Source organism: Sorangium sp. So ce381 (assembly GCF_051473845.1).
Lineage (GTDB): Bacteria > Myxococcota_A > Polyangia > Polyangiales > Polyangiaceae > Sorangium > Sorangium atrum.
In genome coordinates this window covers 2531531-2547246 of sequence record NZ_CP150336.1, presented here as the reverse complement: position 1 = coordinate 2547246, position 15716 = coordinate 2531531, and the positions used below count along the sequence as shown (strand labels likewise).

The following is a 15716-nucleotide window of genomic DNA, read 5'->3' as shown; positions in this document are numbered from 1 at the left end:
GGCGCCGGCGTGCAGCGGCGCCATCCGTCGGTGGGACGCTTTCCGCCGCAGGCAGCGGCGGCGCCGTTCACAGGTGCCGGGTCTCTCCCGGCGGCGCGCCCCAGTTGTTGTTGCGTCCGTCGGCGTACCGGATCGGCGCGGAGACGAGCTCCGCGGGATCCACGTCGTCCAGCGAAGCGAGCTGGACCGCCACGTAGTCGCCGCCGATCTCCTCGACGTACCCGCGCCCGAACGAGCGCACGCCGCAGTGTCGACAGAACAGGTGGTGCCCGGCCTTCATGCCGAACTGGTAGTCGCTCAGCGCGTCCTGTCCCGCGAGCAGCCGGAACGCGTCCGGCTTCAGGATCACGTTCCAGTTCCTCGTCTTGGTGCAGATAGAGCAGTTGCACTTGTTGGTCCCAGCGCTCAGGTCGAGCTCGGCCTCGAAGCGGACCGCACCGCAGTGGCAGCTCCCCGTGTATGTCTTCTTCATGTACAAACCTCCTGGCAGGACAGGCGTTCACGTTCGAACGCTCGACGGCCTGACGGTACCCGAATCCGCACCGGCGGGAGCCCCCTTCGAAGCGCCGCCGCGCGGTCTGGAGACGCGCTGCGCCGGCGGCGCGGGAGCACCCGTCGGCCGAGCCACGAGATCGTTGCCCTGACACAGCTGTCATGCGCCGCTCGGCGGGCACCTGGCACAAGGCGTCCGGAGAGCCAGCTGCTTGCGTCGCACGGGTGGCCTGCCCGTTGCTACGCCAGCGCGTCCATCGACGACGGTTCCGCCGTAGAGAGGATGCCCCCGATGTCCTTGTCTCTTTTTTCCCTCGTCCCGCTCGGCTCTTGCGCGCGCACGACCGCCGCGCTCGCCGCCGGATTCGTCATGGCCGCCGCCATGCCCGGCTGCATCATGAACCCGAAGGCATGCACCGAGATGGGCTGTAGCGACACCTTCACCATCACTGCCGCGACGGCGAACAAGAGCTGGGCAGCGGGAGAGTACACGCTGGAGCTCACGGTGGACGGCAACGCGGTGTCGTGCGCCTACAGCTGGACGAACACACCGAAGGTCGGCGGCGGCGGCGAGTTCGTCCAGTGCAGCCCGACCGTCAGTGTCTCGATCAATGCGGTGGCAATTTGCACGGAGACGAGGCACGGCGACGCCGTCTCCCAGAGCTGCATCCCGGCCCCCGGGCAGTTCACGCAGGTGCTCGCGATTCAAGGCACGCCGGCGCGCGTCGACGTCGTCATGCGGCGGAACGGCGCCCTCCTCGGAGAGCAGACCTTCACCCCCGCGTACCGGACATCGTACCCGAACGGCAAAGACTGCGGGCCTGTGTGCCGACAGGACGCGCAGGACTGGGCGCTCCCGTAGCCGTCCGCGCCGAGGTGCTTGGCCAGTTCCGCGTGTCACAAATCCCGCCAGGGATCTGTCTCGCGAACGAAGAGAGATTTCAACGCAAAGGCGCCAAGGGCGCAAAGACGCAAAACACAAGTAGTCTGCTCTTTTTTGCGACTTTGCGACTTTGCGGCTTTGCGTTGAAATCTCTCTCCGGATCTCTGGCCGGACCTCTGGTGGCCGGAACTAATCCCAGCGGCCGGAGAGGATCCCCCTCATCCGGTCGATCCGCAGCGCCCTCTCCAGGGCGCGCCCCTCGTAGGCGCTCAGGAGCGCGGGGAGCGCCTGCCGGGCCAGCGCCAGCAGCGCGCGGCGGCGGACCTCCGGATCCAGCCTGCCCTCGACGACGATCTGGCTGAAGGCCAGGGCGAGGATCGCCTCGTCGCGGGTGAGCAGGCCGTACTCGTCCTCCTCGCCGAGCGCCTCGACCTCGGCCGCGTCCACGGCGTCCCAGCCGCCATTGCCGACCTCCCAGCGCTCGAGGAGCGCGTCGAGGAGCTCGATCGGGCTCTTCTTCGGGTGCTCGTCGCGGAAGTCGCGGAAGGCGGTGAGGGTCTCGTGCGCGGTCTCGTTGCCGAACGGAGCGGTCTCGTCGGTGAGCGACCAGAAGAACGGGTCGGCGAGGGCAGCGGCGGCCCGGGGGTGGCAGTCGTCGGGGGAGAGGTCGGGGATCTCGGGCGCTTCGGTCATGGGAGAGGGCTTTCTCGAGGGAGGCGCGGGCGCGCCGCGCCGCCACCTTACCGCGTCGGCGCGCCCCGTCCGAGCGCAGCGCCCTCCTCCCCCGTCATTTCCAGTGCCACTTGCCCTTCCCCTTGCCCTTGTGCTTGTGCTTGTGGATGACGATCACCCGGCCGTCGTCGTCATCGTCGTCATGCACCACCACGGTCGGCTTGACGTCGACCTTCACGGCCCACGTGGTGGCCACCAGGATGCCGATCACGGGCGCGCTCGGGCCGACCACGATCACCGCGCCTGGACGGTAGCCGCAGAGGACCACGTGCGTGTGGCCGCCTTGCTTGAGCACCACCGTGATCTTGGTCGGATTGACCTTCACGTTGAGCTTGCCGGTGAAGTAGAGCCGATCGGGCCCGGGCGCGAGCACGATGACGTCCGGCCCCGACGGCGTCTGGACCGCGAGCTTGATCTCGCGCTCGCCGATCGGCACCGGCTTGAGGTTGAGATCGAGCACGTACACGCGCAGATCGCCGCTCTCCTTGTCGGCGACGATCTCCACGACGTCGTCTCCGACCGGCTGGAGCACACCCCCGTTCGGCCCCTTGGTCCCGTCGAGCTGGGTCGTCTGGTGCTCCCTGGCGCTCTCCTGGAGCTCCCGGGTCCCGCCGCGCGGCACGTGCAGCACCCCGTTGAACGGCTCGCCCTTCACCTTGAGCTCATAGCTGACCTCGGTCAGGTCATCCTCGAGCGGAGGGAGCTTGGCGAGCAGCACGCCCCCCGCCTTGGGCTCCGGCACGAGGGCCGCGCTCATGGGGGCTCCGCCCTTGCCAGGCACCTTGACCGAGACGCTGCCCGACACATCCGCCGCGATGGGCTTGCCGTCGCGATCCTTCACGAGCGCCGTCACCTGCCCGTCCGGGGCCACCGTCATGACGACGGACCCGGGCTCGTGCTGCTCCGTCAGCGCCCAGTTGTCCTCGATGCTCTCCGCCGTGATCTGCGGCGACTTGCTGCAAGCCGGCGAGACGAGCGCCGCGGAGGCGACCCCGAGCGCGATGACCATGGATCGGAGACAACGTTGGATTGGCATACACCCCTCTTTGGTAACACCTTGAAGGCTCGATCGCCTCATACCTGCTTGCGCGTCACGGACCAGATGAAGCCGTCGTACCAGAAGTGCATCAGCGCGACGGTCTGCGTGATCGACCACAGCGCGCGGTCGTCCGCCGGCGCGAGCTCGGCCCAGGCCCCGTACACAAGGACGCCCCCGAGGAAGACCGCCACCGCGATCGGCGCTCCGGCCCGGAGCGCGTCGAGCCGCAGCCGGCGGCGGAGGCGCCCGCCCTCCGACCACCAGACGAGCGCCAGGTACTGCACGGCGTGGAACAGGTTCATGATGAAGAAGGCCTGTCCCCAGGGGTTGAAACCCCACGTATAGATCGAGCAGAGACCCGTGCTGACGAGCAGCCACACCTTGGGGAACGACACCCGGTAACCCCGGCGGAACATCGCGCGGTAAGCGAGCGCGTAATAGACCAGGTATGCCGTGCCCGCTGCGATGACGGCCCAGCTGATGGCGCGGTGGCTCGACGTCATCAGCGCAGGGACCGCGGTGAAGAAGGCGGGGCCCACGCCCTCGAAGGCGTCGAAGCTCTGGAAGTGGAGGAGCATCGTCGCGCCGCCCAGGATGGGGCCGGCATAGAGGACGAGGTTGAGCCACAGATCCAGCCGGCGGCCGAGCGCTGGCGCGTTCCCCGCGCGCGCGTCGTAGATGCGCCCGAGGCCGAACGTCTGGAGCGCCGAGTGGTAGACGTCCCAGAACACCACGAGGACCGACACGCAGGCGACGGCCCACATGGACAGCATCATCGCGGCGAACAGGGCGACCGGCGCCACGAGGAAGCGGAGCCGGTGCTGCCGGAAGATGTCCGCGTTGCCGTGGCTCCGGAGGAGCACCGCGGCGAGGTGGCCGTGGATGAGCGTGCCGATGAAGAGCCCCGCCCACGTGACCTTCTCCCCGTGAAGCCTGAACGTCGCGTCGGCGAACGGCGTCCCCGCGATCAGGGCGCCCGCGGCCAGCGCGACGAGCGGCGGGAGCAGGAAGAAGGCCCAATCGTACCAGGGGCCGACGATGTACGCGGCCCGGCCCACACCGAGCGGCGCAGCGGACGCGGGCTCGGCCCGTGCGCTCATGTGGGACTCGGTGCCGCCGCGCGCCGCGGCTCCGGTGCTGCTTGCGAGAAGCCGATCGTCCACCCCTGCACGGCGAGGTGATCGACGAGCGCCAGCAGGAAGAGATTCACGCCGAGCATCTCCAGCGACTCCTCCACGAAGTCGATGAGCGCGTAGATCAGGTTGTCGCTCCCGGCACGCTCGGTCCAGTACCCGAGCGGCAGCTCCAGGACGAGGGCGCCGGTGACGTAGATCCCTCCCGAGAGGAGGAATCGATTCCGCGTCTCTCGCGGGAGGTGCGAGAGGAACTTGAGGTATGCGACCGCGAACAGCGCCACCACGGCGGCCGCCGGGATCACCCAGCTGAAGTACAGGACGCCGCCCAGATCGAGCCAGGAGCTCGCCGCTTCATGGATCTCGACCACCTCGTCGAGCGAGATGTAGAGGAAAGCCGCGGAGAGCCCCCACCAGTGCTTCACGAACTCGCCCGTGCGGCGGGCGCCGACGGCAATGGCAGCGAGCGTGAGTGAGCACACGAACAGCAGGGACGAGGTGTACCAGGTGGGCACATTCTGCTCGTAGCTCAGCGAGAACAACGGGACGACGCCGCTCTGGCTCCTCAGGTGGAGAAGCGGCTTGAGCACCTCGACGGCGAGCCCGGCGCCCGCGATCACCGCCATCACGGCGAGCAGCGCGACCTGGAGCCGGGCCCTCGAGACGGTGATCTGCATCGAATGAGAAGAACTACGCCAGGACGCTGGACACGGTCAATGCGTAAAGCAGCGCACGCCGGCGCAGAGGGGCGGCGCAGCGCGCGCTGGCGAGCGGACTCGGGAGCGCTCGCCACAGGCTCTCGAGGCCACCCTCGGTGCAATGCGGTGAGGGCGAACGGATCCACCCGTCGCGTTCGCCCCTGCTGTCTTGATCCAGCAATCGCCGCCGGACGCGCGCTCAAGGGGCGCTATAGGACACGATCTCGCCTTCGAAGCGGTAGTCACCGCCGTTGGTCCAGAACACGTCCTGACCTTCCGGGGCGATGATGCGCCAGGCGAAGTGCTGGCCCAGCGCGAGCACGGTGGTCTTGTTCGTCACGAGATCGTGAGCCTGGACGCTGCGGTTCCGGCTCATGTCCGTCGAGAAGAGCGTCGAGCCCCTGAGGGCCAGCCCCCCCATCGAGCCCCCCTGGTAGATCAGCGTCTTCGCCCCTCCGGCGATCGGCGCCTTGAACACGCCGCCGTCACCGGTGTTGGCCCAGTAGACGAACTGCGCGTCCACCGCGATCCCGGCCGGCTCGCCCTCGTTCTCGGCGATGACGGTCACGTCCCCGCCCGCTTTCGCCACCTTGTAGACCTTGTTCGTCGTGGCGCCGCCGGTCCAGTAGATGTTCTCTGCGTCCTGCGCCAGGTGCTCGGCCATGCCGGCGTCAGCCGCGAGGACCACGGGCACGCCGCCGTCGAGCGGCATCTTGTAGATGTTGTGTCCGTCGCCATCGCCGAAATAGACGGACGACTCGTCTCCGATGACGCTCAGCAGGTACCCGATCTCGACGAGCGTCTCCATCTCCAGGGTCGATTTGTCGACGCGCTTGAGCGCCGAGGGGATGACCGGATCGTTGTCTCCGCCGCTCGCCCAGTACACGTGGGAGGCGTTGACCCACAGCGCCTTGGGGTCGGGATCCGCTGCGGTCATCGCCTCCACCTCGGTGGTGCCCGGCTTGACGCGATAGATGTACCCGTCGTTCGAGTCCGCGGGCGCGGTGGCCTCGGTGCCGCCGCTCGCGAAGTAGAGGTAGGTCTCGTCGGCGGCGAGCGCCATCGGGTAGGCGTGCTGGCTCGCCATCGCCGCCGGCGGGACCATCCCGGCCTGGAAGCGGGAGAAATGCGGCGTCTCCGTGATGACGCCGGCAGGGGAAGCGTCATGACGCCCGAGCCGCGTGAAATCATCGGCGTCGGCCGGCGCGGTGAAGGCATAGGCATCGAGGAAGGTATTCTCCCCGAGCTCCGCCTCGAGCTCGACGGTGATCGGCAACGTGAGCGTGATCGGCTTGTCGAACGTCTGTCCCTCCGGGCCGAGGAGGTACATGGGCCCCACCCTGCCCTCCCGTGCGCCCTCGATGCGCTCGATGGTGATGTCCGTCGCCGCGCTGACCGCGCCCGGCGGCACTTCGATCTTGAACCCGTCGTCCGAGGTGAACACGCCGCCCTGAGCGTCGACCGAGAACTGCGGCTCGTTCCCCTGCGCGGCGCCGTCGTCCGCGTCCGCCCCCCCGCACGACACGCTGCCCAGCCCGCCCGCCGCGCACGCCAACACCATGAATGAGATTCTTTTCATCGACTTGCTTCTCCGCGGGCGGTCGCCGCCGCCCATGATCGACAGGGTTGCAAGCAGGGGCACGGCCGGAGTCTCCACGGTCGCGAGCCGATGAGGCGCGAACATGCCACAGCGGCGCCTCTCACGAGATGATCGTTGGAGTTGGGCTCGGGTGTTGTCGGATCAACTGCTTCCTGGTTCGATGGTCCGTCCCGGTGGCCAACGCGCGTGGTTCCGCCCGGCCGACACGCGCTCGCCATGAAGACAAAGACGCCGTGAGCGCGCTCCGCGCTGGCAGTGAAGACGATTGACTGTGCCGAGCTCGCAGCACGCGGCCCCGGCGCCGCCGTCGCGTCCACACGACAGCGGAGCCCCGGAGTCACCGGAAGCGAAGCCAAGCATGAGCATGTGGGACCACCCCCCTACCCGTCACGCTGGTCCCGGAGGAGCAGTTGCACCGCGGCTCATCGGCGGCTCACAAATCGGCGCGACGGGGCGACCTCGCGTTCGCCCCCGCTGTCATGCTGCCCGGCATCGCCGCCGGACGCGCGCGCTCAAGGAGCGCGGTAGGACACGATCTGGCCTTCGAAGCGGTAGTCACCGCCGTTGGTCCAGAACACGTCCTGACCTTCCGGGGCGAGGATGCGCCAGGCGAAGTGCTGGCCCAACGCGAGCACGACGGTCGAATTGCTCGCGAGATCGTGGGCCTGGACGCTGCGGTTCCGGCTCATGTCCGTCGAGAAGAGCGTCGAGCCCCTGAGGGCCAGCCCCCCCATCGAGCCCCCCTGGTAGATCAGCGTCTTCGCCCCTCCGGCGATCGGCGCCTTGAACACGCCGCCGTCACCGGTGTTGGCCCAGTAGACGAACTGCGCGTCCACCGCGATCCCGGCCGGCTCGCCCTCGTTCTCGGCGATGACGGTCACGTCCCCGCCCGCTTTCGCCACCTTGTAGACCTTGTTCGTCGTGGCGCCGCCGGTCCAGTAGATGTTCTCTGCGTCCTGCGCCAGGTACTCCGGAGCGCCCGCGTCGGCCGCGAGGACGACGGGCGCGCCGCCGTCGAGGGGCATCTTGTAGATGTTGTGTCCGTCGCCATCGCCGAAATAGACGGACGACTCGTCTCCGGTGACGCTCAGCACGTAGCCGATCTCGACGAGCGTCTCCATCTCCAGGGTCGATTTGTCGACGCGCTTGAGCGCCGAGGGGATGACCGGATCGTTGTCTCCGCCGCTCGCCCAGTACACGTGGGAGGCGTTGACCCACAGCGCCTTGGGGTCGGGATCCGCTGCGGTCATCGCCTCCACCTCGGTGGTGCCCGGCTTGACGCGATAGATGTACCCGTCGTTCGAGTCCGCGGGCGCGGTGGCCTCGGTGCCACCGCTCGCGAAGTAGAGGTAGGTCTCGTCGGCGGCGAGCGCCATCGGGTAGGCGTGCTGGCTCGCCATCACCCCCGCCGGGATCATCCCGGCGTAGAAGGTGCCAACGGAGGAGGTCTCCGTGATGAGCTCAGCGGCAGAGACCTCGTGACGCTCGAGCGGCGTGAAGAGGTCGGAGCCCGTCGGCGCGGAGAAGCCGTAGGCATCGAGGACGGTATTCTCCCCGAGCTCCGCCTCGAGCTCGACGGTGATCGGCAGCGTGAGCTTGATCGGCTTGGCGAACGTCTGCCCCTCCGGACCGAGGCGGTACGTGGGGCCTACCGCGCCCTCGCGGGCGTCCTCGATGCTCTCGATGGTGAGCTCCGTCGCCGCGCTGACCGCCCCCGGCGGCACTTCGATCTTGAAGCCATCATCCCCGGTGAAGACCCCGCCCTGAGCGTCGACGGAGAACTGGGGCTCAGTCTCCTGCGTGGCGTCGTCGCCCGCGTCCGCCCCCCCGCACGACACGCTGCCCAGCCCGCCCGCCACGCACGCCAACACCATGAATGAGGTTCTTTTCATCGACTTGCTCCTCCGCGGGCGGTCACCGCCGCCCACGATGGACAGGGTTGCAAGCAGGGGCACGACCGGAGTCTCCACGGTCGCGACCTGTTAAGATTCGAACATGCCACAGAGGCGCCTCTGTGCGAGTTATTCGTCGAAGTCCAGGGCATGTGTTCGGATCGAACACATCCTATATCGATGTTTCGTCCGACAGGGCCGTCCAGAACATGCAGTTGCGCCGCGGCTCCCCCGCGGCTCATGAATCGACGCGAACGGGACGAATCCGTCGACGTGATGGCGCGGCGCGCGCCGCGCCATCATGGGCAGCAGTGGAGAGCGTCGTGAGCCGGCGGAGGCTCGCCTGGCGGCGCTTCAGCGCCCGGAGAGCGGCGGCAGCCCGGCCTGCGCCGAGAGCCGGGCCATCGCGAGCTTCGCGGCGACGAGCGCCTCCTCCGGCGTGCGGCCCGTGGCGGAGAGGTGGCCCATCTTGCGGCCGGGGCGGGCGACCCGCTTGCCGTAGAGGTGGAGCCGGACGCCGGGGATCTCCAGCGCGGCCTCGAACGGCGGCGGCGCGCCGCCGAGCCAGACGTCGCCCAGCAGGTTGAGGATCGCTGCGGGGCGGACGATCTCGACCGAGCCGAGCGGTAGGTCGCACACGGCGCGGACCGCCTGCTCGAACTGGCTCGTCGCGCAGGCGACCTCGGACGCGTGGTAGCTGTTGTGGGGCCGCGGGGCGAGCTCGTTGATGAGCAGGCGGCCGTCCTTGAGCAGGAAGAGCTCGACGACGAGCAGCCCCTCGACGCGCAGGCCGACAGCGAGGTCGAGCGCGATCTGGACCGCCTGCCCCGTCACCGCGGCCGAGAGCGGGCCCGGCAGCAGCGACCAGTCGAGGATCTGGTCGACGTGGTGGTTCAGCGCCGGCGGGTAGACCGCGAGCTTGCCGCTCGGGCTCCGCGCGACGAGCACGGAGAGCTCGGCCTCGAGGTCGAGCGCCTGCTCGACCACGCAGCGCTGGCCGCCGAGCGACGCGAAGAGCGCCGCGGCCTCGCGCTCGAGGTCGCCGGCGCCGCCGTCGGCGCCATCGTTCGGGCGGGTGTTCCCCGAGAGCCGCAGCTGGCCCCGGCCGTCGTATCCGCCGACGCACGACTTCACGAAGCACGCCCCGCCCATGGCCCGCGTCGCCTCGAGGAGCTGCTCGCTGGTCGCGACCTCGCGGAAGGGCCCCACCGGGAAGCCGTTGCGCGACAGCCACCCCTTCTGGACGCCGCGGTCCTGCACCATGGCCAGCACGTCGGCCGACGGGCGCACCGGCGCGAACCGGGCGGCGGCCACGAGGCCGTCCGTGGCGACCTTCTCGATCTCGAGCGTCACCACGTCGCACTGCGACGCGAGCTCCGCCGCCTGCGCAACGTCGTCGAACGAGGCGACGATGCAGCGATCGAGCACCGAACGGGCCGGGCAGTCCGGGTCGGGGTCGAGGGCGTGGACCTTGTACCCGAGCGTGCGGGCGGCCAGCGCCGTCATGCGGCCGAGCTGGCCGCCACCGAGGATACCGAGCGTAGAGCCGGGAGCGATGGGCATTTCCGGAGGACCTGTACGAGGGGGAGGGAAAGGAGGCCTGACGAGGCCCGACGAGCTAGACGATGACCGAGTCGCGTAGCACCGCCGCCTCCTGGGCGCCGCGGAAGGCGGCGAGGCGCTCGCGGAGCTCCGGGTGCTTGCCCGACAGGACCGCCGCCGCGAACAGGGCCGCGTTGGCCGCCCCGGGCTTGCCGATCGCCATCGTGGCGACGGGGACGCCCTTCGGCATCTGGACGATCGAGAGCAGCGCGTCCATGCCGTTCAGCGCCGTGGCGGGGATGGGGACGCCGATGACGGGCAGCACCGTCTTCGCGGCGACCATCCCGGGCAGGTGGGCGGCGCCGCCGGCGGCGGCGATGATCACCTCGATCCCGCGCTCCGCGGCCGTGCTCGCGTACTCGAACATCCGGTCCGGCGTGCGGTGCGCCGAGACGACGCGCACCTCGTGCGGGATGCCGAGCTGCGTGAGCAGCTCGCTCGTGACGGCGAGGTGCTCGTAGTCGCTCTTGCCGCCCATGATCACGCCGACCCAGGGCTTCTCGGCCGAGCTCGCTCCCATTTCCGCCGGGGTCCGGCCCTCGCCGGCCCCTCCCTGCGCCATCGTGCTCATCGTTCCACCGCTCACCGGCTCCTCATCCATCGGTCATTGGCATCCGTCATCGGTCGACGCACCGCACGCCCCGCGCCCGCGTCAGCGCGTGAGCTGATCCAGCAGGCTCAGGCTCTCGCGCTCTTCCTCGCCGATCTCGCCGTCGGACGAGATCATCTCGCGCGCGGCGTCCAGGAAGAGCTGCCGGTGCGCGCGCGGGATCTTCATCGGATCCACGTCGTCGGCCGCGGGCGGCAGCTCGAGCCAGCCGCGCACCTGCTTGGCTTCCTCGGCGTCCAGCTGGAGCCGCAGGATCATCTTGCGCACGAACTCGCGCTCCTGGTCGCGCACCTGGAGGTCGGCCCAGGCGAACGAGCAGATGAACCGCATCAGCTGGAGGCGTTCTTCGCGAGAAAGCTTGTCGAGCATGGGCGGGGACTCTAGCCCGGATCCGCCGGCGTTTTGTGTGGAAATCAGCGAGCCGCGCGCCGCGTAAGGGGATTCCCGGTTCCGCGCCTTCCCGCGCTCGCGCTGCCGCGCTCCCGCGTTCGCGTTCCCGCCCGCGCGTCCTCATGATGGCCCGCGCGCTCGAGCGCGGTCGCCGCAACCCCCGCCCGGGCGCCCGCTCCTCGCCGCTCAGCGGTACGGGCGGGCGACGCGCGGGCCGCGCAGGAGCGCCGCCACGTGCAGCTGAGCGCCGAGCAGATCGCGCAGGGTCGCCGGGTCCTCGAGCGGGGCCGGCAGCGTGATCACGATGGCGTGCGGGGCGATCCGGAGCGCGCGCGTGCGGGCCTGCAGGCGCTTGACCGCCTCGCGCGCCCCGGGCGAGGCGGCGCGGAGCTGCTCGGGGTCGTCGGGGTCGAGCGCCGCGTCGAGGGGCGGATCCACCACCAGCGTGATCTCGGAGCGCTCGGGGTGGGGGCCTCGCTCGAAGCAGGTGTCGACGTGGAACGTGGCGCCGTCGACCTGCGCGTCCCGGATGCGCATCCGGCCCACCTCGAAGCGGCCGTGGACCTCGGCCGCGAACCGCTCCCAGGCCGCGCGCATCCCCGCCATCGGCGTGGGGGGCGGGATGCGCTCGTTCACGGCGCCGATCTCGGCCGCCAGCGCGGCGAGGTGCTCCAGGAACGCGCCGAGCCAGGGCTGATCGTGGCCCGGCGTCCGGGACCGGACCGACACGTGCTCGTCGTCCAGCCGGACGTCGTCGAAGGCGAGCAGCGCCCGGCGCAGCGGCCCCGCGACGACGGCGCGCACCTGGCCGGGATCGCGCCCGCGCACGCGGTAACGGCGGCCGAAGCCCTCGTCGTCCTCGGACGACAGCGCGAGCAGGAAGCGCTTCACGCCGACCTCCAGGTCGAGCCCCCACGACGGCCAGCGCAGCTCGCCCACGAGCGCGCCGCTCGACGAGGACCCCGCGTCGATCGACACCGACGCCGCGGCGCCGGAGAGCGTGCCCGTGAGGCGGAGCTCCAGCGCGTCGAGGGACAGGCCGTGGCGCGCGCCGACCGCCTCCCAGACGGCGCGCCACCGCCCGGAGCCGATCTGCCGCCGCATCGCGCCGAGGCCGGGCGGGGCGTCGAAGACGCCGAGCACGAGCGGCGTCGTGTGGACGACGCCGTCCGCGCGCGCCAGGTCGACGCGCACCTCGAGCCCCCAGACGAGGGCGACCCAGCCGGCGTCGAACGACGGCGCGACGGAGCGGGGGATCCGGAACCGGAAGGGCAGCTCCCGCCCCTCGTCGCGGCTGTCCGCGCGGCGGAAGGCGGTGAAGCGGTGCGCCTCGGTCGCGCGGTTCGGCGCGGAGCGGTCGGCGCTGAGGAGGCGCTCGACGCCGACCAGCGAGATCTCGATCCCGCGCACGCCGCGGCCCTGCACGTTGCCGAGGGCCACCGCCCCCGAGATCTCGTCGCCCGGCGCGAAGACGCGATCGTCGAGCGAGACCTCGACGAACGGGCTGTCGCCACGCGCCGTGGTCCCCGCGGCCGGCGACCGGGCCGGGCGCGTGACGGGGCGGGGCGTGACGAGCACCTCGTAGGACTCCTGGACGTCGAGCCACCACGGGATCGCGATGGAGAGCGTGATGCCGTAGCGGATCTCGGCGCGCGTGCCGAGGTACGAGCAGGGCGCGTCGGCCGGGAGCGGGAAGCTCGCGCGGTAGCGCTGCTCGCCCTCCGGGAGCGTCGTCGCCCCCGAGACGCGGGCGACGAGCGAGAGGAAGTGGGGCGGCACGAGGACGCGCTCCTCGACGCGGGCGACCTGCATGCCCTCCAGGTGGAGCTCGACCGCGTCGACCGGCGTCCTCCCGCGGCAGCGGAGCACGAGCTCGACGAGGACGACGTCGCCCGGGTGCACGGTCCTGGACATCCGGAGCTCGACGTCGGGTCGGGTTCGCATGGTGTCCGGCTCAGCGCGGCGGGCGCGGGCTCACTTCACGAGCGGGGCCGGGACGGTCAGGCGGATCGGCCCCCGGGGAGCGCCGCGCTCGAACAGCTCTCCGCGCCGGTCCGCGACGCCGAGGCGCATGAGCCCGTCCGCGCGCACGAGCGCGAAGGGCGCGCGCGGGGCCGGCGCGTCGCGGGCCGAGCCGCCCCGGCCCGCGTCGAACGGGACGACGAAGACCACGACGTCCTCGGCGGCGGCGGCCGGCGCGCGGGGCGGCGCGGGGCGGGCGCAGCGCCCGGCGACCGTGGCGTTCCTGTCCTCGGCGGCGCAGCGCGCGAGCGCGCGGCGATCGTCGTCGGCGCCGCTCCGCGCGAGGTGGTCGGCCGCCGCGAGGCGGACCGCCTCGGCGGGGTCGCGCGCGAGCAGGTCGCGGGCCGCGCCGCCGTCGCAGCGGGCGCCGGCCACGGTGAGGGCCGCGAGCGCGTTGGCCCGCACGTAGGGGCGCGCGTCGGGCAGCGCCGCGCAGAGCGCCGCGGCCGCGCGGGCCGGCTGCCCGGCGCGGCCCGCGGCGCGCCCGATCGCGCCCGCCGCGTTGCCCGCCACGGCGGCGTCGGGGTCCTTGAGGAGCGGCACGAGGAGCGGCAGCGCGTCCTTGTCCCCCGCCGCGCCCAGCGACCAGACCGCGTTGGCGCGGACGCCGGGATCCGGATCGCCCGCGAGCGTGCGGAGCGCGGCGGCGGCCTCCGGGTGCCCCGCGAGCGCCTCGGCGATCTTGCGGCGATCGTCGATGGGCGCCGCCGAGGCCATCCGCGCGAGCGCGGCGCCCGCGGCCTGCCCCGGCATGCGCCCGAGCCCCTCGATCAGCGCGTCGCGCGCGGCGTCCGGCGCGCTCGCGATCGCGGCCGCGACCTCGTGGACGAGGCCCTTGCCGCTCGCGTCGCGCGCGGCCTTCGCGTCCGTCGCGCCGCCGGCGCTCCCGGCGTCGTCCGCGCGCGACAGGGCGCCCGAGAGCGCGATGCCGAGCGCGCCGCGGTCCTGCTCCGCCGCGACCGTGAGGCGCTGGAGCAGCGGCCGGGCGCTCCCTGGGCCGGCGACGCGGGAGAGCGCGATCGCCGCCCGGAGGCGCACGTCGGCCGACTCGTCGTCGAGCGCCGCGAGCAGGGCGGCGTCCACGGCCGCGCCGAGCGTCCCGGCCGCGCGCGCGGCCCCGAGCGCCTCGATCACGGCGAGGCGGAGCGGCGTGGAGCGCGCCTTGGCGAGCGGCAGCAGCGCCGCCTGCGCGCGCGGCGAGCCGGTGCGCCCGAGCAGCTGGACGAGGGCGAGCTTCTCGTCGGACGCGGTCGCCGGATCGACGAGCAGGGCGCGCGCGGGATCCACCGCGCGCCCGTCGGGCCGCGCAGGATCGAGCAGCGCGGTCGCGGCGCGGATGGCCTCCGCGCGGACCGCGGGGTCGGCGTCGCCGAGCAGCTCCAGCACGCTGGGCAGCGCCGCGGGATCGCCGAGCGCGCCCAGGGCGCGGAGCCCGTGCCGGAGGGGGACGACGCCCCGCTGCATCCCCCGGACGAGCGCGGGCAGCGCTTCCCTCGCCTTGAGCTCGCCGAGCACGAGGGCGGCGCCCGCCGCGGTGTTGGCCGACGGCGCGGCCGAGAGCGCGGCGACGAGCGCGGGGACGGCCGCGGCGCCGGCGCTGACGAGGGCGTCGCGGACCGCGGAGCGCGGCGCCGCGGGGTTGTCCTTCGCGAGCGCCGCGAGCAGCGCCTTCACGGCCGCTTCGGAGCCGATGCGGCCGAGCGCCCGGAGCGCCGCCTCCCGCACGTCGTTGCTCGAGGCGGCGCTGTCGGACGGCCGCGCCCCCGGGAACGCGCCGGCGGCCCCCGGCGACGCCGTGACGAGATCGGCGATCGCGGACGTCGCGTCGTCCGAGCGCAGCCGGCCGAGCGCGGTCACCGCCTCGACGCGCACGTCCTGGGATGCGTCCTGGAGCGCGAGCAGCAGCGCGCTGACCGCGCGCGGGTCTCCGAGCTCTCCGAGCGCGCGCGCCGTGGCCTTGCGGACCTCCGGCACCGAGTCCTGCACCTTGCCGATCAGCGGCACGACGGCGCGCGCGTCGCCGATCCGGCCGAGGGCGCGCGCGACCTCCGCGCGCACCTCCGGCGCGGTGTCGTCGAGGTGGCCGAGCAGCGGCGAGACAGCGTCCGGGAGCCCCGCCGCGCCCATCGCGGTCGCGGCGGCGAGGCGGACGTGCGGATCGGGATCGCCGAGCACCCGCCCGAGCGCGACGACGGAGCGGTCGGTGGGCGCCGCGCGGATCACGTCGCAGGCCGCGAGCCGCAGGCGCGCGTCGCCCTCGCCGAGCCACTCGATCACGAGGTCCCCCGCGCGCGGCATCCGCAGGCGCACGGCCGCCCCGGCGAGGTGCAGCCGCACCTCGACGTCCGGATCGCTCATGCCTCGCTGGATCAGCCGGATGGCCGTCTCCGGGGCGAGCTCGCCGACGCGGGTCGCGGCCAGGCGCCGCTCCAGGGCGTCGCCCGACGTGAGCGCACGCGCGATCTGCTCCGGGACATTGGGCCAGAGGGTCGCGGCCGCTCCCCCGGGCGACGCGACCGCGGCGGCCGAGGCGGCGACGACGAGCAGGACCTGCGGCAGGCGGCGCAGCGGCGAGGACGAACGGCGCACGGGCCGAGCGTAATACAGCGGGCGCGGCCACGTC

At 72.2% G+C, this 15716-nt stretch carries 13 protein-coding genes; 1 reads left to right on the top strand and 12 read right to left on the bottom strand.

The genetic code is table 11. The annotated features are described in order from the left end of the window. Nucleotides 1–67: 67 nt before the first annotated feature. Nucleotides 68–472 (bottom strand): GFA family protein, encoded by a 405-nt coding sequence (locus WMF29_RS09750; protein ID WP_437328567.1) that lies wholly within the window; start codon nucleotides 470–472, stop codon nucleotides 68–70. Between the two features lie 312 nt (nucleotides 473–784). Here WMF29_RS09750 and WMF29_RS09745 point away from each other — a divergent pair, with 312 nt between their 5' ends. Further along, entirely contained in the window at nucleotides 785–1354 is a 570-nt protein-coding gene (locus WMF29_RS09745) for a hypothetical protein (protein ID WP_272101493.1), read from the top strand. A gap of 210 nt (nucleotides 1355–1564) precedes the next feature. Here the strand turns inward: WMF29_RS09745 and WMF29_RS09740 are convergent, their stop codons facing one another. The 11 genes from WMF29_RS09740 to WMF29_RS09690 form a co-directional block, all read right to left on the bottom strand. Further along, complete coding sequence (locus tag WMF29_RS09740; RefSeq protein WP_437328566.1) at nucleotides 1565–2068, bottom strand: hypothetical protein; 504 nt, start codon at nucleotides 2066–2068, stop codon at nucleotides 1565–1567. 94 nt (nucleotides 2069–2162) lie between these two features. Continuing rightward, the gene (locus WMF29_RS09735) at nucleotides 2163–3143 is read right to left on the bottom strand and encodes a hypothetical protein (RefSeq protein ID WP_437328565.1); all 981 of its coding nucleotides are present in this window, start codon (nucleotides 3141–3143) and stop codon (nucleotides 2163–2165) included. Between the two features lie 38 nt (nucleotides 3144–3181). Continuing rightward, nucleotides 3182–4246 carry a hypothetical protein gene (locus WMF29_RS09730; protein WP_437328564.1) on the bottom strand — a complete coding sequence of 355 codons (1065 nt, stop codon included), beginning with the start codon at nucleotides 4244–4246 and terminating at the stop codon, nucleotides 3182–3184. After that, nucleotides 4243–4956 (bottom strand): hypothetical protein, encoded by a 714-nt coding sequence (locus WMF29_RS09725; RefSeq protein WP_437328563.1) that lies wholly within the window; start codon nucleotides 4954–4956, stop codon nucleotides 4243–4245. The genes WMF29_RS09730 and WMF29_RS09725 overlap by 4 nt, the downstream gene beginning before the upstream one ends. A gap of 220 nt (nucleotides 4957–5176) precedes the next feature. After that, nucleotides 5177–6556: a DUF5050 domain-containing protein gene (locus tag WMF29_RS09720; protein WP_437328562.1), complete on the bottom strand. Its 1380-nt coding sequence runs from the start codon at nucleotides 6554–6556 to the stop codon at nucleotides 5177–5179. A gap of 533 nt (nucleotides 6557–7089) precedes the next feature. Next, a complete protein-coding gene (locus tag WMF29_RS09715; protein WP_437328561.1) occupies nucleotides 7090–8469 on the bottom strand; it encodes a DUF5050 domain-containing protein in 1380 nt (459 codons plus the stop codon). Nucleotides 8470–8823: 354 nt separating this feature from the next. Continuing rightward, nucleotides 8824–10032 (bottom strand): 5-(carboxyamino)imidazole ribonucleotide synthase, encoded by a 1209-nt coding sequence (gene purK, locus WMF29_RS09710; protein WP_437328560.1) that lies wholly within the window; start codon nucleotides 10030–10032, stop codon nucleotides 8824–8826. A gap of 55 nt (nucleotides 10033–10087) precedes the next feature. After that, nucleotides 10088–10591 (bottom strand): 5-(carboxyamino)imidazole ribonucleotide mutase, encoded by a 504-nt coding sequence (gene purE / locus WMF29_RS09705; protein ID WP_173427451.1) that lies wholly within the window; start codon nucleotides 10589–10591, stop codon nucleotides 10088–10090. A 132-nt stretch (nucleotides 10592–10723) separates the two neighbouring features. Beyond that, nucleotides 10724–11050 carry a TerB family tellurite resistance protein gene (locus WMF29_RS09700; protein WP_437328559.1) on the bottom strand — a complete coding sequence of 109 codons (327 nt, stop codon included), beginning with the start codon at nucleotides 11048–11050 and terminating at the stop codon, nucleotides 10724–10726. Nucleotides 11051–11257: 207 nt separating this feature from the next. Further along, entirely contained in the window at nucleotides 11258–13015 is a 1758-nt protein-coding gene (locus WMF29_RS09695) for a hypothetical protein (protein WP_437328558.1), read from the bottom strand. A gap of 30 nt (nucleotides 13016–13045) precedes the next feature. Then, nucleotides 13046–15682, bottom strand: coding sequence for a HEAT repeat domain-containing protein (locus WMF29_RS09690; RefSeq protein WP_437328557.1), 2637 nt, complete (start codon nucleotides 15680–15682; stop codon nucleotides 13046–13048). Nucleotides 15683–15716: the final 34 nt, after the last annotated feature.